Annotated in this window: 17 protein-coding genes, 2 tRNA genes, 1 other RNA gene and 2 pseudogenes; 8 read left to right on the forward strand and 14 right to left on the reverse strand. The window is 64.3% G+C overall.

Annotated elements, in window-relative coordinates; genetic code table 11:
- Position 1: 1 nt before the first annotated feature.
- From MJD61_15305 to egtD, 4 genes are all read right to left on the reverse strand, one after another.
- Positions 2-895, reverse strand: coding sequence for a pilus assembly protein (locus MJD61_15305; GenBank protein MCG8556637.1), 894 nt, complete (start codon positions 893-895; stop codon positions 2-4).
- A 56-nt stretch (positions 896-951) separates the two neighbouring features.
- Positions 952-1,494: an A24 family peptidase gene (locus MJD61_15310; protein MCG8556638.1), complete on the reverse strand. Its 543-nt coding sequence runs from the start codon at positions 1,492-1,494 to the stop codon at positions 952-954.
- Positions 1,495-1,814: 320 nt separating this feature from the next.
- Complete coding sequence (locus tag MJD61_15315; protein ID MCG8556639.1) at positions 1,815-1,997, reverse strand: Flp family type IVb pilin; 183 nt, start codon at positions 1,995-1,997, stop codon at positions 1,815-1,817.
- Positions 1,998-2,351: 354 nt separating this feature from the next.
- The gene (gene egtD, locus MJD61_15320) at positions 2,352-3,380 is read right to left on the reverse strand and encodes an L-histidine N(alpha)-methyltransferase (protein MCG8556640.1); all 1,029 of its coding nucleotides are present in this window, start codon (positions 3,378-3,380) and stop codon (positions 2,352-2,354) included.
- A gap of 378 nt (positions 3,381-3,758) precedes the next feature.
- Between egtD and MJD61_15325 the strand changes: the two genes are divergently transcribed.
- The 3 genes from MJD61_15325 (at position 3,759) to ffs (ending at position 4,162) form a co-directional block, all read left to right on the forward strand.
- Positions 3,759-3,845, forward strand: a tRNA-Ser gene (locus MJD61_15325).
- 88 nt (positions 3,846-3,933) lie between these two features.
- A tRNA-Ser gene (locus MJD61_15330) sits at positions 3,934-4,020 on the forward strand.
- A 53-nt stretch (positions 4,021-4,073) separates the two neighbouring features.
- An RNA gene (gene ffs / locus MJD61_15335) (signal recognition particle sRNA small type) lies at positions 4,074-4,162 on the forward strand.
- An 80-nt stretch (positions 4,163-4,242) separates the two neighbouring features.
- Here ffs and MJD61_15340 read toward each other — a convergent pair.
- From MJD61_15340 to MJD61_15365, 6 genes are all read right to left on the reverse strand, one after another.
- Positions 4,243-5,262: an NAD-dependent epimerase/dehydratase family protein gene (locus MJD61_15340; GenBank protein ID MCG8556641.1), complete on the reverse strand. Its 1,020-nt coding sequence runs from the start codon at positions 5,260-5,262 to the stop codon at positions 4,243-4,245.
- A 54-nt stretch (positions 5,263-5,316) separates the two neighbouring features.
- Positions 5,317-6,348 carry a recombinase RecA gene (recA, locus tag MJD61_15345; GenBank protein ID MCG8556642.1) on the reverse strand — a complete coding sequence of 344 codons (1,032 nt, stop codon included), beginning with the start codon at positions 6,346-6,348 and terminating at the stop codon, positions 5,317-5,319.
- Complete coding sequence (locus tag MJD61_15350) at positions 6,339-7,910, reverse strand: YifB family Mg chelatase-like AAA ATPase (protein MCG8556643.1); 1,572 nt, start codon at positions 7,908-7,910, stop codon at positions 6,339-6,341. The genes recA and MJD61_15350 overlap by 10 nt, the downstream gene beginning before the upstream one ends.
- Positions 7,911-8,327: 417 nt before the next feature.
- A complete protein-coding gene (locus MJD61_15355) occupies positions 8,328-9,413 on the reverse strand; it encodes a hypothetical protein (GenBank protein MCG8556644.1) in 1,086 nt (361 codons plus the stop codon).
- A 328-nt stretch (positions 9,414-9,741) separates the two neighbouring features.
- Positions 9,742-10,470: a hypothetical protein gene (locus tag MJD61_15360; GenBank protein MCG8556645.1), complete on the reverse strand. Its 729-nt coding sequence runs from the start codon at positions 10,468-10,470 to the stop codon at positions 9,742-9,744.
- A 114-nt stretch (positions 10,471-10,584) separates the two neighbouring features.
- Positions 10,585-11,286, reverse strand: a complete 702-nt coding sequence (locus tag MJD61_15365; protein ID MCG8556646.1) for a lytic transglycosylase domain-containing protein — start codon at positions 11,284-11,286, stop codon at positions 10,585-10,587.
- Between the two features lie 226 nt (positions 11,287-11,512).
- Between MJD61_15365 and nadB the strand changes: the two genes are divergently transcribed.
- Both nadB and metK read left to right on the forward strand, forming a co-directional pair.
- Entirely contained in the window at positions 11,513-13,174 is a 1,662-nt protein-coding gene (nadB, locus tag MJD61_15370; GenBank protein MCG8556647.1) for an L-aspartate oxidase, read from the forward strand.
- Between the two features lie 133 nt (positions 13,175-13,307).
- A pseudogene (gene metK, locus MJD61_15375) lies at positions 13,308-14,453 on the forward strand (methionine adenosyltransferase).
- A 243-nt stretch (positions 14,454-14,696) separates the two neighbouring features.
- Here metK and aroA read toward each other — a convergent pair.
- Positions 14,697-15,992, reverse strand: coding sequence for a 3-phosphoshikimate 1-carboxyvinyltransferase (aroA, locus tag MJD61_15380; GenBank protein ID MCG8556648.1), 1,296 nt, complete (start codon positions 15,990-15,992; stop codon positions 14,697-14,699).
- Between the two features lie 209 nt (positions 15,993-16,201).
- On the opposite strand from aroA, the pseudogene MJD61_15385 reads away from it, so the two are divergent.
- A pseudogene (locus tag MJD61_15385) lies at positions 16,202-16,522 on the forward strand (RMD1 family protein).
- 212 nt (positions 16,523-16,734) lie between these two features.
- On the opposite strand, the gene MJD61_15390 reads toward MJD61_15385, so the two are convergent.
- Positions 16,735-17,103 carry a cation transporter gene (locus tag MJD61_15390; GenBank protein ID MCG8556649.1) on the reverse strand — a complete coding sequence of 123 codons (369 nt, stop codon included), beginning with the start codon at positions 17,101-17,103 and terminating at the stop codon, positions 16,735-16,737.
- A gap of 119 nt (positions 17,104-17,222) precedes the next feature.
- On the opposite strand from MJD61_15390, the gene MJD61_15395 reads away from it, so the two are divergent.
- Positions 17,223-18,248 (forward strand): aldo/keto reductase, encoded by a 1,026-nt coding sequence (locus MJD61_15395; protein ID MCG8556650.1) that lies wholly within the window; start codon positions 17,223-17,225, stop codon positions 18,246-18,248.
- Here the strand turns inward: MJD61_15395 and rfbA are convergent.
- Positions 18,223-19,128 carry a glucose-1-phosphate thymidylyltransferase RfbA gene (gene rfbA / locus MJD61_15400; protein MCG8556651.1) on the reverse strand — a complete coding sequence of 302 codons (906 nt, stop codon included), beginning with the start codon at positions 19,126-19,128 and terminating at the stop codon, positions 18,223-18,225. The genes MJD61_15395 and rfbA overlap by 26 nt on opposite strands.
- Positions 19,129-19,361: 233 nt before the next feature.
- Positions 19,362-19,616, reverse strand: a complete 255-nt coding sequence (locus MJD61_15405; protein MCG8556652.1) for a hypothetical protein — start codon at positions 19,614-19,616, stop codon at positions 19,362-19,364.
- Positions 19,617-20,215: 599 nt separating this feature from the next.
- On the opposite strand from MJD61_15405, the gene MJD61_15410 reads away from it, so the two are divergent.
- The coding region (locus MJD61_15410) for a hypothetical protein (GenBank protein MCG8556653.1) at positions 20,216-20,565 on the forward strand (350 nt) is incomplete at its 3' end.

Genomic DNA, 20,565 nt, shown 5'->3' on the forward strand with positions numbered 1-20,565 from the left:
ACTAGCGCGCATAGCTCGCTCCCTGATTCGGAAGGGTCGCCTCCGCGCGCAGGATCGCGAAACGCCTGCCCGAGATGAGCAGTGGCGTCAACAGCGCCGGCGACGAGACTCGCTTGAGCTCCTTCATGCTTTGCCAAGCTAGCGCTGGGTCTGGCTCCGAAGAACGGCCTGAGCCCGCGTTGCGCTGGCGGCCGGTGCCGGTGTTCGACGAACCCAGGCCCGACGCGCTGCGCGCTGAATCCGCTAGAAGCCGGCGTCCCTCGGTGCAGACAAATGCGGAAGCCAGCGGCACCACGCACGGAAAGAGAAACGTGACCCGTACGGTGATCTCTTCGCTTGGGCCGTAGCTAAGCCCGTGAAAGTCCGAAGCGGCTGGACCATTCGGGAACGTGACCGCAGCAGCGGCGCGAGTATAAAGCATGCCGCCGACCAGTCGCGTCGCGCCGTGGTCACCGATGGCAGCCCGGACGTTGCGATGGCGGTCGGTGAGAATCCGACGGTAATCCGGAGCAACCGACAGCAACGGTAGGTGTGCGGCGTGCTGGATCGCGCTTCGGCGTCCCCCGCCGGTTGCGACGCCGGTGCTGAGTAGGCTCGTTAGCGATTTCGTTCCGCCCGGTGTGCCCCCTCGAGGCTCGTAGCGGCTTGTTGCGGAAGCTTCGAGTGTGCCTCGGGGTGTCCCCCCATAGTGCTTTGGTTCGTCGTCCAGCACCACGATGGCCGCTCGCGCTGCCGTGGTCGCGGCGTGCTGTACCACCAGTTTTGCCGCATAGAGCAAGCAGAGTTGGGCGATTCCCATCACGAACAGCAAAAGAGGGACGAGGACGATCGCGAATTCCACGCAGATGCCCCCTTCGCTGTTGCGGTACCAGCAAACGCCAGCTCTCGACGCCAACCGGTCAGAACCTCCGTGCAGAGGAGCTGGGGCGTGTTGAAGCGGCATGCTGGTCCTCACAGGATGTGGCCGGGCACGGATCCATGTGCTGCGAGCACGAGCACGGTGGCCACGAAGATTGGGACCCCGAGGCGCAGGCTGAGCGGTGAGACCGCGCGCTGCGCTTGTAGTCGTTGCGGGCACAACAGCAGCAACACGGGACGCAACACGATGCTACCCATGGCGCTGAGAAGCTCTCCGCGAAAGGCAAGCAGGGCCAGGCCGTACAGGGCCGCCAGAGCCACCGACAGGCACTGGATTTCCAGACCGTGCTGGGTGCCGACGCTGGCACCTAGTGCCGCAAAGAGCTTCACGTCACCACCTCCCATCGCACCAAGCCTAAAAGACACTAGGGGCACGAAGCCGCAAAGCGCAGCGCTCAGCACGGAGTCGAGAGCCAGAGAGGGGCTGCATAGTGCGTTGAGCAAGGGCAATGCAACGAGTGGGGGCAAGGTTAGCCAGTTGGGTATTTGACCCGTACGGGTGTCGGTGATGGCCGCCACCGTGCTAAGCACGGTGGCGGCCAAGAGGGTGATGATGTTGAGGGTCTCGGTGGTCATTGGATTGCGGTTTCGTTCTCGTTGGGGGCACGGTCTGGCCTTGGGGCCGCAAAGGTCGCCGCAGCACGGTTCTTGTCTTTTGGGCATGCGACAGCGCTACTTGTGCGGGGCACCAAAGCGCGCCCGGGCTATGGTCCCCGTTGGTTCAGGGCACGGGCAGCAACAGAATCGTGCTCGCGTAGTCGTGCATTTCGAGCAGCGGGACTCCCAGGCTCTTTGCAGCGACTCCCAAACCAAGCGCTACCAGCAGCATCAATGCGACGTACTCGAAGGACATGGTGTGTGGCTGGTGAGCTGCTAGGTGTCACCACCAAGCTAAGCTAGCGAATCCTCTTGAGTTCGGCCTTGAACTCCTTGTTGGAGTCCTTGAGCTGCTTGACAAGATGCGTGCCAGCGGTCTGCCATAGCCCAACTGTGCTGGCGACGATGAGAACGAACAGGATTCCGTACTCGAGGGTAGACATGCCGCGGGAGTCGTTGAAAAGCCTGCGTATCGTGTTCATGGGTCGTCTCCTTGTGCGATGCTCGGTTAGCCCGAGCGTTTGCTGCAGTCATCGGCCTTGGCAGCCGGCTGTTGCCCAAAAACCGCAAAAACCTGTCCGAGCGCCTGGGGGCTGCGTCGGGTGGTGGGCTTATGATGGCCGCGATCCACCACCTGCCTCCGCTGGCGGCGCCGGCAAGGGCATGCCGCGTACGTCGCTCGCAGCGCCGCGCCTAATGCCGCAGCGGGGTCGGCAATGCGGTGGGCGTCAGCAATGCGGTGGGAATCGGCAATGCGGTGGGAATCGGCAATGCGGTGGGAATCGGCAATGCGGTGGGCGTCAGCAATGCGGTGGGCGTCAGCAATGCGGTGGGCGTCAGCAATACGGTGGGGTCAGCAGCGCGCTGCAGAAGAGTCCGTCAGCGTCCTGAAAACATGCCTTGACGGCGAACGAGGCGCGTTCGGCCAAACGGGCAATCTCGTCGATCGAGTACTTGTAGGAATCCTCGGTGTGGATTGCCTCACCGGTATCGAACTCCACGCGCAGGGAGAGCTTGTCGATCGGGACTCGCTGTTTCCTTTTGCTGATCAGATGGAGCGCCACGCGTCCCGCATCGACATCGTAGCGTGCGCGATGCTCGAAACTACCGAGATCGAAGCGCCCACCGAGCTCTCGATTGATGCGTGCCAGCAGATTGAGGTTGAAGCGTGCGGTCACGCCGCTCGCGTCGTTGTACGCGGCCTCGAGTACTCGCCGATCTTTGCGCAAGTCGAACCCCACCAGCAGGGCGTCGCGCGTCGCGGAGCGTGCCCGCAGCGTTCCCAGAAAAGCAGCGGCCTGATCCCGATCTAGATTCCCGATGCTCGAGCCAAGCCAGGCAATTAGACGCGGACCCGTGAGCGTCTGGACCGCGAGCGCGAGCGCGGCGTCGTACTCTGCTTGCAGTGCACGGATCGACAGCGTTGGGAAACTCTCGAGCAGGGCGGCCGTCTGCTCGAGCGCCGATTGCGAGACGTCGATCGGCACGTAGCGGAGCGAAACCTGCTTGCGGACGAGCGCTTCAATGAGCAGGCGCGTCTTGTCGCCATTGCCGCTTCCCAGCTCCCAGAGCTGCGCTTCGGGCGGCAGCCCAGCCACGATCGTGCTCGCATGCTGGCTGAGGATCGCACGCTCGGCACGGGTCACGTAGTACTCAGGCAGCCTGCAGATCTGTTCGAACAATCGACTGCCTTCGGCGTCGTAGAAGTGACGGCACGGTAGACGCTTGGGGTGTGCCGCCAGTCCGGCTCTGACGTCCGACGCGAAGTTGCTAGCTGCCGAGCTGCCCGCTAACTCCACAGCTTCATCGCCCGGCTTCACGAGGCGAAAGCGATGTTGGCGATCTGGCGATGAGCGTGTTTGCATCAATCAGTGTCCTCGCGACTGTGTGTTGTCAACGCCCGCGGCCTGCCAGTGCCTGTCCGCGAAGGACAGGCGAGGACCCAACTGGCGGGGCCCCAAGCTCCACCGAACGAGCTGACCCGGACCCCAGCATGACTGTAACGGTGCGCAGGTGCGATGCAGCCGAAAACGGGCCTAGCGTGCCGCTGACTACAGATGCAAGGCTCGCTGCTTCCTAGCGGCTTTGACCGCACGCGTCAACAACGAACAACGCCACGCCGGCAATGCACACTGACTTCGCAACGGTTCACCGAGCCTGACGGTTACGTGACTGGCTTTCGTATGTGTGAAACAAGGAAAGCCGTCGTTGACAGTCAAATGGCCTTTGCTAAGGTCGGCCGCGGAGAGCTGGCCGAGCGGTTGAAGGCGCTTGACTCGAAATCAAGTGTGCCCGTGAGGGTACCGTGGGTTCGAATCCCACGCTCTCCGCCGGCCGTATGAGCCAGCAACCCGCTAGCGAGTGACGGAGAGCCCCCACGCGATTGGCAGTCTGGTTTCCGCAGGGCTCGTCGATCCTGGAGAGGTGACCGAGTGGCTGAAGGTGCACGACTGGAAATCGTGTGTGCCCGTGAGGGTACCGCGGGTTCGAATCCCGCCCTCTCCGCCGCGGACTTGTTTTTCATCACGGTCGGTGCTTAGGTTCAGTCAGCAAACGTCCATGGTCCTGCCGCCGTCGGCCCGTCAACCCCGCCAGGCCCGGAAGGGAGCAACGGTAGCGGTGATCGGCGGGTGGCAGGGCCGCCACTAGCCTGCGGGCCGGGACAGCCGGCGGCGTGCATCCAGGTTGAGCGATCACGGAGCAGACTCGGTTGCGGACTAGAGCTCTTCACTGCGGTTCTACCGGAACGGAACGCAGTCGGCGGGCGACGATCTCGGGGCCGCCCACCTCGTTCACCCACGCGTGCACCGCCCGCATACCGTCCCCAACTGAGGTTTGCGGCCGGTAGCCGAAATCGGTCAGCGACGCGCCAATGTCGAAATGGTAGCTTCTGCCGCGCCGGATTACTTCTGCGCGGCTGGCCGGGTCCTTCAGCAGCCACTGCCTCACGCACGCGCCGGCGTAGGCGATCAGGTAGCTGCCGCGCCGAGGGAGCGGGAGTCCGGCACTCTCACACAGCATGCCAAAGAACTCGGCCGACTCGAGAAACTCGTCGTCGGTGATGTAGTACGCTTTGCCTTCCACTGCTTGGGGGGCGGCCGCGAGCGTCGCGATGATCGCGTGCACCAAGTTGTCGATATAGGTGGTGGAAACTAGATTGCGGCCGCTTCCGGCAAGCGACATGCCGTTGTGTCTTGCCGTTCGGCACAGCTCGGGCAGCAGGTGGTTGTCGCCCGGTCCCCAGAGGATCGCAGGTCTCAGCGCCGTGACGCCCAGCGTCTTGCTGCTCGCGCACAGGGCGAGTTCTTCAGCTAGCAGCTTGCTGCGCGCGTGGAGGCCTGCGGGCTGTTCTGAGAGCTTGCGATTCTCGGACCAGTGCACACGCGGTGCGTTGATCAGCGTGACATCGGCGCACGACACCATGACGAGGCGCTGGCAGCCGCTGTGGCGCGCCGCGCGCAGAACGTTCTCCGTACCGGCAACGTTGGTCCATCCCAACGTCTGGTTCGAGGCTAGCGAGGAGCACTCGGCCGCACAGTGAATCAGCGCCTCGCAGCCGGAAGCCGCCTGCGCGAGTTGGTTCGGATCGGCTAGGCTACCCAGATGGACCGCGGCCTTGGCCAGATCCGGCAACGCGGCTGATTGCGCATCGCGCACAAGGACGTGCACTTCGCGACCATCCGCGACCAGGCGGCGCGTGAGTGCCGCACCAACAAAGCCGGTTGCGCCTGTGACCAAAACGGGCACGGGCGCAGGGCCTACTATCGCGCGCCGCACATGTCTAGAGCGCCGATCGGCGCATTAGGCCGCCTTTTTCGTGCTGCGCGGGGCTTGGGCCTTGGAGGCCAGTGCCTCGCTGAATCGCGCTTCGAGACGCTCGCGCAATTGGGGGTCATCGAGCATCGCTTGTCTTGCCTGCTCGCGGCCCTGCCCGATGTTCTGACTCTCGAAGGCGTAGTACGCTCCGTGCTTGCTCACGACGCCCTGCCCTACGGCCGCCTCCAGCAGGTCGATGGCCGAATCGATGCCCACACCGTAGCGGATGTCGAATTCGGTGCTCTGAAAGGGCGGTGCCAGCTTGTTCTTGACGACTTTCACGCGGGTACGGTTTCCAATCACGCGATCGGCGACCTTGACCTGGCCGATGCGACGGATGTCGAGCCGAACCGAGGCATAGTACTTGAGCGCGTGCCCGCCGGTGGTGGTTTCGGGCGAGCCCATGACTTGACCGATCTTCGTGCGCAGCTGATTGATGAAGATGATCGTGGTCCCGCTCGTGTGCCCCACACCAGTCAGCTTGCGCAGCGCTCTGCTCATGAGCCTCGCCTGCAGGCCAACGTGGGTGTCGCCCATCTCGCCACGCAGCTCCGCTTCGGGCACCAGAGCGGCCACCGAATCGATCACGACTAGATCGCAGGCGCAGCTGCGCACCAACATCTCGGCGATCTGAAGGGCCTGCTCTCCAGTATCCGGTTGGCTGACTAGGAGCTTTTCGGCCTGCACTCCCAGCGCCCGGGCATAACCCACGTCGAGCGCATGCTCGGCATCCACAAACGCCGCCGTGCCTCCCGCCCGCTGGCAGTTCGCAATGGCATGCAGCGTCAGCGTGGTCTTTCCGCTTGCTTCTGGCCCGTAGATTTCGACGATGCGTCCGCGCGGATAGCCTCCGCACCCCAATGCCCGATCGAGTGAGCCGGCACCGGTTGGGATGGTTTCGATTTTCTCGGCGCTCCTCTGGCCCAAGAGCATTACCGCTCCTCTGCCAAACTGCTTTTCGATCGCTTGCACCGTGGACTGAAGTGCGTTCAAACGTTCTTTGGGTTTTAGTGACATGCTTCGTTCTCCTCTGGTAGTGAGGGTTCGTGCCGCAGCGACTGCGGCGACGCTGTGTTGGATCTCGTACGATCGAGAAGCCTGTACTGAAGCGCTTCCGCCACATCACTGGCTTCGACGTGTTCGTGACCCTCCAGATCGGCGACCGTACGGGCGACCCGAGCGGCCTTCACATAGGCCCGCACGCTGAGGCCCAGCGTCTCGGCGCCGCGCTCCAAGAGTTGCAGCGCATCGGGCACAAGCTCTTCGCCCAGGCGGGCTAGCTCGCCTTGCTCCGGCGCCGGGCGGGACTCGCTTCGCTGTTGGCGCTGGCGCCGGCGAGCGTGCGCCCTTGCGACCCGCTGCTGCATGGACGCGGTGGTTTCGCCGTCCCCGTGGTGCCGCATGCTGGCAGGCCGAACAGGGGGGAGCGCGACCTGGATGTCGAAGCGATCGAGCAGGGGGCCGGAGACTCGTGCGCGATAACGCTCGATGCGGGTGGGAGGGCAGCGGCACAGGCGAGCTCGGTCGCCGGCGTAGCCGCATGGACAGGGATTCATGGCGGCGACGACCAGCGGGCGAGCCGGCAGCACCATGCGATGCTGTACCCGTGCTACCGCGGCGACTCCAGACTCCATGGTTGGGCGCAGCGCTTCGAGCGCAGGTACGCGAAACTCCGGTAGCTCGTCGAGGAACAGGACACCCAGATGTGCCAAAGTCACCTCGCCAGGCTGCAGCGGCTGGCCACCTCCTACCAGAGCAACGTCGCTCGCCGTGTGATGCGGCGCTCGAAAGGGCCGTTCGCCGGGGTCCGCTGGGGTTTCGCCGGCGGCGCCTGCAATCGTCGCGATCTCCTGGGCCTCCTCCGCGCTGGGCGCGGGAAGCAGCCAGCGAAGCCGGCGTGCGAGCATGGTCTTTCCGGCTCCGGGGGGTCCAATGAGCAGAACGTTGTGCATTCCGGCCGCAGCCACTTGAAGGGCGCGCTTGGCCGTCTGCTGGCCGCAAACATCACGAAAGTCCTCTCGTATCTCAGGCCGCGACTTCGGGCACGTTCGCGGCTGCGGCAGGGTCTCGAGCCCATTGAGGAAAGCGACAACTTCGCGCAGGTGCGTTGCGCAACGTACTTCCAGATTGGTGGCCAGCGCAGCCTCGACCTGGTTGGCCTGCGGCACGATCGCCCCAAGGAGACCACGTTTCTTTGCGCCCAGCAGTTGTGCGAGCAATCCGCGCACGGGCCTGACAGCTCCGTCGAGCGACAGCTCTCCCGCGATCAGCGTCGTCGCGAGCCTGTTGGGTGCACAGCTGCCCGCCGCGGACAGGGCGGCCACGGCGATTGCGAGGTCAAAGGACGAGCCGGACTTGCGCAGGTCCGCAGGCGCCAGGTTGAGCACTAGCTTCCGCGGTGGCAGCACGAAGCCGCTGTTCTCGATCGCGGCCAGGACCCGGACCCGGCTTTCGCGCACGGCAGCTTCGGGTAGCCCCACGATCTCGAAACCCGGCAGGCCGCGCCCGATGGAGACCTGCACCTCGACACCATGCGCGTGCACGCCGATCAGCGAACCGCAGTGGACTGTTGCTAACATACCCGCCAGCTATCCACACCGCATGCCGATTCAGCGGTTCAATGATTTCAGGCATTTAGGACCCTTGGGCTGGCGTGATCGGCGACATCCGGCGGCGTCCGCCGGCGAAGAGGCCTCGGCAGCTGGGAGGTGAGGGTCGCCGATCCCTCCAAAACGGACGCTGTCCCGAGGGCGGGCGTGCGTAACTGTTCACGGGGTGACCACGCTTGCACGACGGCTTTCCTGGCGGTTTTCTGGGGGGCTTCCGTGCTCGTCCTCGCTCTGCGCTGCAGCTGAACTGCATCCGTGGACCAGAAGTACTCCTCGGGCGATTCCTGCGGGCGCGCTCGCCCGGAAAACCGCCCGAAACGCGACTGACTGGGGCCTGAACAGTTGCGGGCGTGCGACCGCCGGTCTCAGCGGGCAACTTGCTTCTATCTATGGACAGGCGCCCGCAAGCAGGCCTTGGGTTTCGAGCAGCAGAGATGACCTCGGGTGCTGGGCCTGAAATACGCCGAACTCGGTCTTGGCGCTGAGACAATCGTTGAGCGCCATGAAACACAGCACCTTGTACTTGTGGGCCCTGGCCTTCATCGGGCTCATGGGATACTGCATGGTCACGGTCGTAAGGAACGGGAGCGCGAGCGGGCACTGCAGCAGGTCGTGGTGCGCCCGGCCAAGCCAGTAGTTGGCCTCATCGAGATGCGTGGCTCGGGGATCGGTAGTGTGCACCATCAGGTAGTAGTTCCACTGTTGGATCGCGCCGGGGATATCGCCTGACTCGAACATGGCGCGGCCCATGAAGAAATCCGCATTGTCATCCCACATGCCGCGCGGCGCTCTTAGGTGCAGGTCGTTGAAGCGGAGCAGCGCCGTAGGGAAGTCGGCCCGACGGAACGCGCACATGGCATAGAAATACAGTGCGGTCTGCAGGTCCGGCCCTTTCACGTTCGGGTGCTCGGCAAACAGCTGCATGAAGAACCCTTCGGCATTGGTGTAATGGATGAAGGCCATCGTCATGCCTTGCGGGTCAACGGAGGTGCGGTCGCGCTCGCCCATGCGGTATTCGGAACGTCCGGCCCAGATCAGGGACTCGTCCCGTAGGGGGCTTCCCACGGCAGCGTGCACCTGGGTGAAGTTGATGAGCGCCAGCATGAACTTCCCCTGGTAGAAGTAGGAGCGGCCCAGGAAAAAATGGGCGTTATCGACCCGAATGCTAAGCGGATGCTGCTGGATGAACTGCTCGAAGGCCAAGGCGGCCATTCCGTGCTTGTTCATGTTGAAGAGCTGCTTGGCAGCCTGGTACTGCATTTCGTCGAAACCGTTCGGGTCCGGGCAGTCCCTTCCCAGTTGACAGACGCAATACCCCATCTCGCAGATCGTGGAAGGGGCGCATCGCACGCCGCAGACGCCGCAGTGGTTTTCGTTTTTGTTCACGTTGACGCACTTGGTTCCGCACAACGTCTTTGGAGGATTGCAGTCGTTGCCGCCGCCCCCGCAGGCGCTCAGCAGGGACGTTCCCATCGCAACGGCTAGCAAAGCTCCTCTGGGCGATAACCAAAGCATGTGCACACTCCAGTCTTGTCAGTCGGGTGCCAACTCGGCGCGCCAAGATGCCCGACCGGCCGGATGCGCACCCGGCAACTAGAAGCATCCACGCGCTCGGCAGCGGGTCAAGTTGACGCAACTATCCCCGACGAATTGGGCGCGCAAGGTTGGAACGCACCTTGTTCCGCGGGCCCTAAGCGACAAAGTGACGTCGGAACCAATCGGTAGCGATTCCTCCTCGGGGCGGTTCTGGTTCGGGTGGGGTCGGCTCTGGCGGGATCGAACGAATGCGTGATCCGCGGGTCTACTGCCCTGAGGACGCGGAGTCCGGCGCTTGTTCCCCCCCTTTTCTTGGCACGGGCAAGCCGGGCGGATCGAGTATGCGTTGGCGCACGCCCGCCGCGGCGCGGCGGCGCTGCAGCGCCAAGGTGATCGCCCTGGCCCGCTCTCGGGCGGCGGCGGCGTGCATACGCACCTGGTTGTCGGCCGCGAAACGCAGATACGCGTTCCAGGCGCTGAGCGCCTCGACCCAACGTGCGGGCCAGTGTTCGAGCACCAGTGCTCTCCCGTACAGGCCGCGTGCTTGAAGCTCGAGATCTGCCTGGGCCGCCCCGAGGCGTGCCACGGTCCCGTAGCTCCGATAGGCGGACATGTGGTCGCCCCTGAGTCGCTGCAATTCGGCCGCAAAGTAGAAGGCCTCAGGGTTGCCCGGGTCACGCTGAACCGCTTCGTCGAGGGCTCGCAGCGCGGTCTTGTAGTCGCCCTCGAGGGCGAGCCCGAGCGCTTTGCGTACGAGCTTGCGGTAGATCGTCGCGCGCCCCGATCCCGAAAGCGCCTGCGGTGAAGCCGCCCCTTGCTTGGCTCGGGCCTTCGGGCTGCGGGCTTGTGCGGTCGAGGTTTGGACAGCCGGGGCCTGCGCGTTTGGAACGTGGGCCGCCTGGGCATGCGCAGCGGGCGGCCCTGGAGCCAGAGCAGCGAGGCAAGGCAGCGGGGCCATACACGCGCAGCGCACGGTGCGACGGAACGCCTTCAAGATCGATCCCTTGCACTCCCTCGCGGTGTTCCAGGCTCGAGCTCAGCACTCTTGGTGAAGCGAAATCCCCGCGAAAACTGGTAGTCCAAGGCGCAACGACGACTAATGGTGGTGTCATTGAGAGTGAGGAGCAACGCCGGAATGCCGGCTTTCCGGGAATTGCAGCCGCCGAACGTGCTGAGCTCGAGTCGAGGTTTTGTCTGCGGAGGTGTCAGCCTCCGGACGCTCGGACGCTCGGTATGCACGGTAGTGCGTGAGCACTCTGCGTACATAGCGGCGCGTCTGGTGGTAGGGCGGCACTCCGTGATGGCGCAATACGGCACGGTGTCCGGCGTTGTACGCTGCCACGGTGAGCACCACGTCGCCGTTGAAGAGATTGGCCAGTACGCGCAAGTAGCGGGCGCCTCCGAGGATGCTCTCTCTGGGGTCGAAGGGGTCGTGCACGCCCATGCTGGCCGCGGTCGCGGGCATGAGCTGCATCACGCCCATGGCGCCGGCAGGTGACACTACATGAGGCTTGAAGTTGCTTTCCACGCGCGCGACAGCTCGCAGGAGCGCCAGAGGAAGCTCGTACAGTCCGGCGGCCTCCCGCAACAGCGGCTCGTAGCGCTGTTGTCGCATCAAGGATGCTCTCCGGGAGCCGGCATGCTGCGGCCGGCTGCTCGCACGCCGTGGGCTGCGCACGATTCGTCGCCACCCCGTGCCGTTCGCCGGGCGCACGTTCGTGTAGTGCGCCACCCCCTGCCGATCGATGCGCCGGTAGATGTCCGCCTGCCCTTGACCAGGCCACGAGACGATGGCGGCCGCCAAGGCCATTGGGCTCATCCAGCGCACGCTCGGTATGATAGCGTCCCAAGCGTCCGATCGCCAACAGCGAGCCCGCATCGGTCGCCGGGTTCGCGAGCCGCGTGAACCGGATTGCTGCCGGCTCCCCGGTGCCGCTGACGCCAGGTGAATGTGCTAGAGTCCAGTCCCAGCCGTCGCTGGGCTCGCTTCCACTCGGCCGGCTCAGCCGATCAGCGCAGCCTCACGTGGAGCCGATATGCGCATCCACAGCGACTACCTGGTGATCGGCAGCGGCATCGCCGGACTGACCGCAGCGTTGGAGGCCGCCGCCAACGCCGACGTCACGGTGGTGACGAAGCGAACGGCCGACGATTCGGCCACGGCTCGTGCTCAAGGAGGCATCGCCGCAGTGCTCGACCCTGGCGATTCCTTTGCGTTGCACATGCGCGATACGCTGGAGGCGGGCTGCGGGCTTGCGCATCGCGAGGTCGTGAACATGGTCATCCGGGACGGTCCGGCGCGCGTGCGCGGACTGATCGAGCTGGGCGCCGCTTTCAGCACCAAGGAGGGTCAGTCCAGCGATCTCGACCTGACTCGCGAGGGCGGCCACAGCGCTCGGCGCGTGGTGCACGCGGCGGATCTGACAGGCCGGGAGGTGCAACGCGTGTTGCTCGACGCCGTGCGTAAGAGCGACAGGATTCGCCTCCTCGATCACCACATGGCCATCGACCTGATCAACGTGGCTAAACACGGCGCCGAGCCGCGGATCGCAGGAGCCTATGTGCTCGATGGCAGCACGGGCGCCGTGCATACGCTGCTGGCGCACGCCACACTGCTCGCAACGGGTGGTGCCGGCAAAGTCTACCTATACACCTCGAATCCAGATGTGGCGAGCGGCGACGGCGTGGCCATGGCCTACCGGGCGGGCGCCGAAATCGCCAACATGGAGTTTTTTCAGTTCCATCCCACCTGCCTCTTTCACCCGCACGCCAAGAGCTTCCTCATCAGCGAAGCGTTGCGCGGCGAAGGCGGCGTGCTGCGTCGGCGCGACGGAACGGCGTTCATGGGCGAACACCACGACAGGGCCGATCTGGCCCCTCGCGACGTGGTGGCTCGCGCGATCGATCACGAGATGAAACGCACGGGAGAAGACTGCATGTGGCTCGACATGAGCGCACGCTCGCCCGAATACCTGCGCCGACGCTTCCCCAATATCTTGGCGGAGTGCCGGCGCTTCGGCTGCGACTTCACCCAGGGGGCCATTCCCGTCGTCCCTGCGGCTCACTACATGTGCGGTGGCGTCATGGTCGATCGGGACGGTAGAGCAAGCGTACCGGGGCTGTGGGCGGTAGGCGAGACCGCGTGCACGGGACTGCACGGTGCCAACCGTCTAGCCTCCAACTCGTTGCTGGAGGGTCTCGTATACGGCAAGCGCACGGCGGAGGCGTTTGTCGCGAGCTACCCGCCAGCCGGTCGAGGCGGGCCCGGGTTGGACGAGTCTGCGCCAACGTTCCCGGAAATCCCGGACTGGGACGTGGGCGAGGCGGCCCCGAGCCACGAGGCGGTCATCGTCAGCCAGAACTGGGATGAGCTTCGACGCTTCATGTGGAACTACGTAGGCGTCGTGCGTTCCGATCGGCGTCTCGAGCGCGCCGCGCGTCGCATCGCACTGCTGCAGGACGAGATTCGCGACTACTACTGGCAGCATCTGCTAACCGTCGACCTGCTCGAATTGCGTAACCTGGCCGAGGTGGCCCACCTGATCGTTCAGTGCGCCAGCTTCAGGTTGGAGAGCCGCGGACTACATTACAATGTCGACCACATGGAGCAGGATGACGCGCGTTTCGGCGGTGACACGGTGCTCTCGCGATCCCATCCCCCTCGGCTCCGCAGGGTGCAGCCCGGGGGGGGCCGATGATTGACAGGCTGGCTGGGGGCCCCTAAAAGCTCTGACTTGGTGTGACGCGGCTCCCGCGCAGCGGCTCGGCGGCCTCGGCCCTACATGCCGCGGCACAGCGGTGCCATGGCTGCGCGCGTCGCGAGGAGAATCGATGGCTGGTTACCTGTTTACGTCAGAATCGGTGTCCGAGGGTCACCCAGACAAGATCTGCGATGCCATCTCGGATGCGGTGCTCGATGCCTGCCTGGCCCAGGACCCTGGCTCCCGAGTGGCTTGCGAAACGTTGGTCAAGACCGGCTTCGTAGTGGTAGCCGGTGAGGTCAAGACCGCGGCCACGCTCAACGTGCCCGGCATCGTGCGAAGGACCATACAGGAGATCGGCTACACGGATTCGTCCGTTGGCATGGACGCTGCCACCTGCGGCGTGCTGACTGCGCTCGAGACGCAGTCGGCGGATATTGCCCAGGGCGTTGACGTAGGCAAGGGTGCGCGCAAGGAGCAGGGAGCAGGCGACCAGGGCCTTATGTTCGGTTTTGCCACCAACGAAACGCGCGAGTTGATGCCCATGCCGATCATGCTTGCGCACAAGCTGGTGAAACGTCAGGCAGCGCTGCGCAAGAGCGGCGAGCTCAAGTGGCTGCGGCCCGATGCCAAGAGCCAGGTCACCGTGGAGTATGGTGACGACGGCAAGCCTCGGCGTGTGGACACCGTGGTGCTCTCGACGCAGCACGATCCGGGCGTCTCCCACAAGAAGGTCAAAGAGGCTGTGGTTGAATCGATCGTGCGCCCCACGCTGCCTGTGAACATGCTCGACACCAAGACCAGGTTCTGGATCAATCCCACGGGTCGATTCGTGGTTGGTGGCCCGCACGGAGATGCCGGTTTGACGGGACGCAAGATCATTGTCGACACCTACGGCGGGATGGGGCGTCACGGTGGCGGAGCGTTCAGCGGCAAGGATCCAAGCAAGGTGGATCGAAGCGCGTCCTACTTTGCACGCTACGTTGCCAAGAACATCGTCGCCTCCAAGCTGGCCTCGAAGTGCGAGGTGCAAGTGGCCTATGCGATCGGCGTTGCCAAGCCCATGGGTATCTACGTCACGACTTTTGGCACCGGGAAACTGGACGACGACAAGATCGCGTCGGCGGTGGCCAGGTTGTTCGACTTCCGTCCGGCTGCCTTGATCGATACGCTGCAGCTGTTGCGGCCCATCTACCGAAAGACCGCCGCGTACGGTCACTTCGGGCGCACCGAGAAGACCTTCACCTGGGAGCGTGCCGATCGCGCCGAAGAGCTCGCCACGTTGCTGTCGTCAGGCAAGCCCTCACGCAAACGATCCACGGGCAACGCCAAACCGGGCCGCACCGCTAAGCCTGCAGGCGATGTCCGAACGGAACGCAGGGCCCAAGCGGAACCCGGTGCTCCACCGGAGCACGCTAGCCGCAGGCGAGACGGCAACGGGCGTCGCGGCAGACGCAAGCGTGTAGACGTCGTTAGGGGGAGCACGCAAACGAGTGTGCGAGCATAGCCGCCACGCGCGCTACAAGCGCTCCAAAGCGTCGAAGAACTCGGGCCACGACTTGGACACGCAGGCCGGGTTGTGGATGATGACGCCGGGTACTCGCAGACCCGCTATCGAGAAGGCCATGGCCATGCGGTGGTCGTGGTAGGTGTCGATGCGTACACCACGGAGCTCGCCTGGGCTGATCGTGAGCGAGTCTGCGGTACTGGATGCGTGAGCCCCCAGCCGGTTGAGCTCGCGTTCGAGCGCGGCCAGCCGGTCGCTTTCTTTGATGCGGAGATTGGCCACGTTTCGGATCGTGGAAGGCCCCCTGGCGAACGCGGCCGTAACGGCCACCGCGAGCACACCGTCAGGGCAGCGGTTCATGTCGACGTCGACTGGACGTAAGCCGTCGCTGGGCCCCCAAACTTCGACCTGGTCGGCGGCGCGGATGACCTTGCAGCCCATGGTTGCGAGCACGTCGAGCACGCCCATGTCTGCCTGCCCGGAGCTGCCGGACAGTCCGAGCACTCGCACACGACCGCCCAGCACGGCGGCTGCCGCAAAGAAGTACGCAGCAGTGGATGCATCGGGTTCCACACGGTAGGGCGCAGCCCGGTAGACCTCACCGGCCTTGACTTCGAGCGAGCGGTTGTCGCGCCAGTGCGCGCGGGCCCCAAAATGTTGCATGATGTCGAGGGTCAACTGCACGTAGGGACGCGAGGCGAGCAGGCCGTCTTGGAGGCGAACGATTACGTCGCGCTGCGCATAAGGGGCGACCAGCAACAGTGCCGATACGAACTGGCTCGAGCGACGAGCATCGATCGTGGTCGTACCCCCCACGAGCCTTCCTTGGGGACTGAAGACTGGAAAACAGCCGGCATGCCCCTCGACCCGCAGCTGTGAGCCCAGCGGTTTCATCGCCTGAGCGAGCTCAGCGATGGGCCGCTGGCGCATGCGCGCGATTCCATCAATGCGCGCCGGGCCCGGTACCAGAGCGCCGGCGACGGCCGTCAGCAGGCGCGCGGCCGTGCCCGAAGCCCCTACGTCGAGCGTCGCGGGAGGCACGGCAGGCTGGCCGGCCACCCCCCGGACGATCCAGGTCTGCCCCTCCTCGACCGTGATTTCCACTCCCAGTGCTCCGAGGGCACGGGCCATCACGTCCAGGTCATCGCTTTGTAGCACGCCCGTCAGGCGGCTTGCGCCGCCGGCAAGCCCCGCGGCGAGCAACGCGCGGTTGGAGCCGCTCTTGGATCCGGGTACGCGAACGTCACTGTCGAGGGGTCCGCGGGTCTCGATGCTGACTTGCTCGGGAAGCGGCTTCGGTGTGGCCATGGCGCATTGGTGTCGCACGCCCGGACGCCGCGCGCAAAGATCCGCGCACTTTGGACGGCCCCTTTGTTTTTTTGCGCTACACTTGACGAACGCACGGTCGACCGGGGACCCCGTACGTACCTCGCTCCGAGCCGAGCGCGGCGTCTGGAGTTTGATGCATCGAGCCGCTGGCGGTGAGCTTGCGCGGGAGCGGGCACGGTCGCGACAGCGCGAGGGAGCTGCTGAGGCAGATCGGTGAGGCGCTGCTTGCCCGCCAGCGAATGGTGTGGCGCGTGGAGGTGGTCGAAAAGCCTGATCTTCTATGGGACGAGCCCGATCTCGAACGCTTCTACGCACGCCTGGAAGACGAGTACGAGCTGCGGGAACGGGCGCTCGCCTTGGAGCGAAAGCTCGATCTGGTTTCCGGCACGGCCAGCACGGCGCTCGACCTACTTCAAAACCGACGCAGCCTGCGGGTCGAGTGGTACATCGTGGCACTTATCGTTGTAGAGATCCTGCTTACACTCTACGACATGTTCCTGCAGGGCTAGTTTCCCTCTCGTTCATTCACAGCCTCAAGCTTGGGCTGCCTGCTCCGTTTTGATCCAGGTAGCTGCTGACTTGTCACCAAGCGGCCTTGGGTTCCCCGCTGGGTACCGCCTCCAGTATCATGGTCACCAGCGGGGAACCTCAGTATTGATGTCCGGTCCCAAGCGAGCGGTCGAGACCGGGCCATGCAGGGTGGATGCGACCACCGGCGCGCTCAGAACCGTGACGACCGTTTGCGCGGTGGATCCTCTTTGCTGATGGTCTCAACGTGGTAGCCCGCCTTCCGGATGGCCTGGGCAATCAGCTCCGGTCGCCCCGCAATCGCATCGAAGGTGACCCAGACACGGGCATCGGTATGACTCGCCCTGGCGGCGACGACGCCAGGCACCGAGCGCGCCGCCGTCTGCACGCGGCGCTCACAGCTGCCACACGTCATGCCTTCGACGTTGAATTCGGCCTCGGCAAGCTGCTGGTCAACGTGCACCTGGTCGCTGGCGCAGGCCATGAGGGCGAGTACGAGCGCGCCGATCATGCAAAGCCGCGCGCTTCGCTTTGTCGCGCGCTTGTGGGCCGCACGGGGCATCGAGCCATCCTTGTACCACAGCTGCTTCTGGATGGCTCCGACGGCTCACTGACGGCTCAAGGTGGGCTCATCGCTTTGACTCCGGGGCGGAAGCCTGGCACAAGGCAGCGAGGCGAACGATGCAATACCGGAATCTAGGAGACAGCGGCGTCAAAGTCTCGGCGCTGTGTCTGGGCGCGATGACCTTTGGTGAAGCGGATGAGGAATCGTTCATGCACAGGGTGGGCACGGACGAGAAGACCTCGTTTGCCATCATGAATGCGGCGCTCGACGCCGGCGTGAACTTCATAGACACCGCGGATGTCTATGGTCAGGACGGCTTGTCTGAGCGTGTCATTGGGAAATGGCTCGCCAAGGAGCAGCACCGCGACAAGGTGGTTTTGGCCAGCAAGTTTCGCTTCAGCATGGGCGAGGGGCCGAACGCGTCGGGCGCCTCGCGCTACCGCATCATGCGTACCGTCGAAGACAGCTTGCGTCGTCTCAAGACGGACCGGATCGATCTGTACCAAATACACATGCAAGACATCGAGACACCCGAACAGGAGACGCTCCGGGCGTTGGACGATCTCGTCCGGCAGGGCAAGATCCTCTATATCGGGGCCAGCAACTATGCGGCCTATCGGCTCTGCGACAGCCTGTGGCTCAGCCGACTGCATGGACTGGCGCATTTCGTCACGCTTCAGGCGCAGTACAGCCTGGTTTGTCGTAGTCTGGAGCGCGAGCACATTCCACTGTGCCGTAGGTTCGGCACCGGGCTCTTGCCCTGGTCACCGCTCGCCGGTGGGTTTCTCACGGGCAAGTACCAGCAGGGGCAGGTCCCCCCTTCGGGAAGTCGACTCGAGCACTGGCGGGAACGCTACAAGCAATTCGACTCAGCGCGCAACTGGCGCATCCTCGACACCGTGGGAACCGTGGCCAAGGAAACAGGAAGCACTGCGGCCTGCGTGTCCTTGGCGTGGCTGCTCGGAAAGAAACACGTGACGTCGGTTATATTCGGCGCTCGCGACGTCGATCAGCTCAAACACAATCTCGTCGCCGCCGACCTCGCGCTGGATGAACCGTGTATGGCCGCGCTCGACGAGGCCAGCGCTTTCGATCTCGGCTATCCTTATGACTTTGCTAGTCGAGTGCAGGGCTCCTGGTAAGGGACTTGCCCTCGACCAAGACGTCACGCAGATACCGCGCGTACTCGGTGCGTCCAAGCTCGGCCGCGAGCGCCGTAACCTGTGCTGCATCGATCCACCCCTTGCGAAACGCGATCTCCTCTGGGCAGGCCACCCTGAGCCCTTGGCGCTTCTGGATGGTCTGGATGAAGCTTGCCGCCTGCTGCAACGCGTCAGGCGTTCCCGTGTCGAGCCAAGCGACACCGCGACCCAAGGTCTCGACGCGCAGTGTGCCTGTGCTCATGTAATGGCGGTTCAGATCGGTGATCTCGAGCTCACCCCGAGCAGAGGGCTTGAGCGCTGCCGTGATGTCGGCCACGTGCTCGTCGTAAAAGTACAGGCCAGTGACCGCGTAGTTGGATTTGGGCTGCGAAGGTTTCTCCTCGATGCTGAGCGCCGTTCCATCGCTAGCCAATTCGACCACGCCATAGGCTCGTGGGTCTCGCACGAAATACCCGAACACCGTTGCGCCCACGGATTGCGCAGCTGCTCGCATTAGCAGTCCCTGCAGGCCATGGCCATACAGGATGTTATCGCCTAGCACCAGCGCACAGCCTTCGCCTGCGATGAACTCGCGCCCAATCAGGAACGCCTGCGCGATTCCGTCCGGGCTCGGTTGGATGGCGTATTGCAGACGCATTCCCCACTGCGTTCCATCCCCCAGCAGCGCGTGAAAGAGGCTCTGCTCCCGCGGCGTAGTGATCACAAGCACCTGCTGCACACCCGCCAGCATGAGGACGCTGAGCGGATAGTAGATCATGGGCTTGTCGTAGACCGGCATCAGCTGCTTGCCGATGCCACGGGTCATGGGGTACAGCCGGCTGCCGGTACCTCCGGCGAGAATGATGCCCTTTCGGATCATGAAATGTCGGCCTGGCGGGACCAAAGCGCGACGCAAGACGCGCTCGCGCAGCCGGAACCGCAAATTTCGCGCTAGCCGAGGACCAAGCCGTCGTCGAAGCGAAAGACCCCCGTGAACGGTTGCCCCAGGAGCGTCCTCGGCGAGGCGGCGGGCGCGGCGGCGGAACGTTACGACCACAGACGGTTGGGTCAAGGTCGTACGTCCGCCGCCCCACGCACTACCCTACGTTTACGCTAGTCGTGATGGCCGCCGCCATGCTCGTCACCGCCGCCATGCTCGCCGCCGCCATGCTCGCCGCCGCCATGCTCGTCACCGCCGCCATGCTCGTCACCGCCGCCATGCTCGCCGCCGCCGTGCTCCTCACCACCGCCATGCTCGCCGCCGCCATGCTCGTCATGGCTGCCGCCATGCTCTGCCGCGGCCGGGGCCTGCGAACCACCGCAACCGACCCCATAGCCGGCCAGAGTTGCCGCGATCGCCATACCCACGAGCTTGTTCCTCAATCCGTTTGTCATTGCTGTCTACCTCCAACTAGGTTTGCAACCTCGATTCAACGAACGTTGCCAAAGCCCGGACCTGGCGATTCCCGCACTTCCGGCGCTTGATCTCACGACCTACGACACAACTCATGCACAAGGAATTCGCGTGCATGAAAACCATACAGCAGCCACCTTGGCAAGAGCCCTGCAAACTGCGGACGCTACTCTGCCACAGTCTGACGCTCAATTGGAGTTCTGTTTTTTGGGAGGCTTTCGGTGGCCGCCGCCCCGGCGCCGGGCGTCCGTGCCTGGCCATCACCCTCGAATCACGAGCTCACTAGGGTCCTTGCGGCCACCAGTGCTTCCGTGGACGCCTTGTCGATTGCTCGTTTCCAGGACGGGTTTCCCTGGACCCGCCTTGCAGCGAGTCGCTGGGGCGAGCTTTGATGTAGTCCAAGGTACGCTGTGGCTCACCTCACATGGAGCAGGCCGTCGACGATTCTGCGACTGAAAGAACCCATGAATACCTCAAATGGTGTAGATTCGAGGGGACATCAAGGGCTGGACCCTTGCGGATATTCTTGCTCCGGGAAGCTACAGCGGCCGTCGTGATTGGGTGCGTGTTGGTCACGTGCACCGCTAGCGCGGAGCAGAGGCACGACTGGCCCTTGGCGCTGTCTCCCGAGGGCTGGAGCTTCACCGGAGACGTGTACACTGGGGGTACTCAGTTCACATTCGAGCACTTGCTGCCGATCTACGGCTCCAGCAACGATCTGAACACGAAGCTCATCGCGCTAACCTCGTATCCTTACGGGAACTTCCACGCGTCGCTGGACTTGCGCATCCTGGCCTTGCGCCTCGGAGTCGATCTGGGCCTACTGATCGAATGGCCGGTGTTCAGCTTCGACCCCTGGCGCATCATGGCAAAGGGCCCGAAGGGGCTCGCCTACGTAGGCGG

The organism is Pseudomonadota bacterium (genome assembly GCA_022361155.1).
Classification (GTDB): Bacteria; Myxococcota_A; Polyangia; order Polyangiales; family JAKSBK01; genus JAKSBK01.

Excerpts from the sequence above, each read along its gene's own strand:
- egtD (MCG8556640.1), bottom strand. The coding sequence starts at position 3,380 with ATGCAAACACGCTCATCGCCAGATCGCCAACATCGCTTTCGCCTCGTG.
- MJD61_15365 (MCG8556646.1), bottom strand. The coding sequence starts at position 11,286 with ATGGCCTTGGCGGCCGCCATCGTCTCGTGGCCTGGTCAAGGGCAGGCG.
- aroA (MCG8556648.1), bottom strand. The coding sequence starts at position 15,992 with ATGGCCACACCGAAGCCGCTTCCCGAGCAAGTCAGCATCGAGACCCGC.
- rfbA (MCG8556651.1), bottom strand. The coding sequence starts at position 19,128 with ATGATCCGAAAGGGCATCATTCTCGCCGGAGGTACCGGCAGCCGGCTG.
- MJD61_15390 (MCG8556649.1), bottom strand. The coding sequence starts at position 17,103 with ATGCCCCGTGCGGCCCACAAGCGCGCGACAAAGCGAAGCGCGCGGCTT.
- MJD61_15355 (MCG8556644.1), bottom strand. The coding sequence starts at position 9,413 with ATGGGAACGTCCCTGCTGAGCGCCTGCGGGGGCGGCGGCAACGACTGC.
- recA (MCG8556642.1), bottom strand. The coding sequence starts at position 6,348 with ATGTCACTAAAACCCAAAGAACGTTTGAACGCACTTCAGTCCACGGTG.
- MJD61_15310 (MCG8556638.1), bottom strand. The coding sequence starts at position 1,494 with ATGACCACCGAGACCCTCAACATCATCACCCTCTTGGCCGCCACCGTG.
- MJD61_15350 (MCG8556643.1), bottom strand. The coding sequence starts at position 7,910 with ATGTTAGCAACAGTCCACTGCGGTTCGCTGATCGGCGTGCACGCGCAT.
- MJD61_15315 (MCG8556639.1), bottom strand. The coding sequence starts at position 1,997 with ATGAACACGATACGCAGGCTTTTCAACGACTCCCGCGGCATGTCTACC.
- nadB (MCG8556647.1), top strand. The coding sequence starts at position 11,513 with ATGCGCATCCACAGCGACTACCTGGTGATCGGCAGCGGCATCGCCGGA.
- MJD61_15395 (MCG8556650.1), top strand. The coding sequence starts at position 17,223 with ATGCAATACCGGAATCTAGGAGACAGCGGCGTCAAAGTCTCGGCGCTG.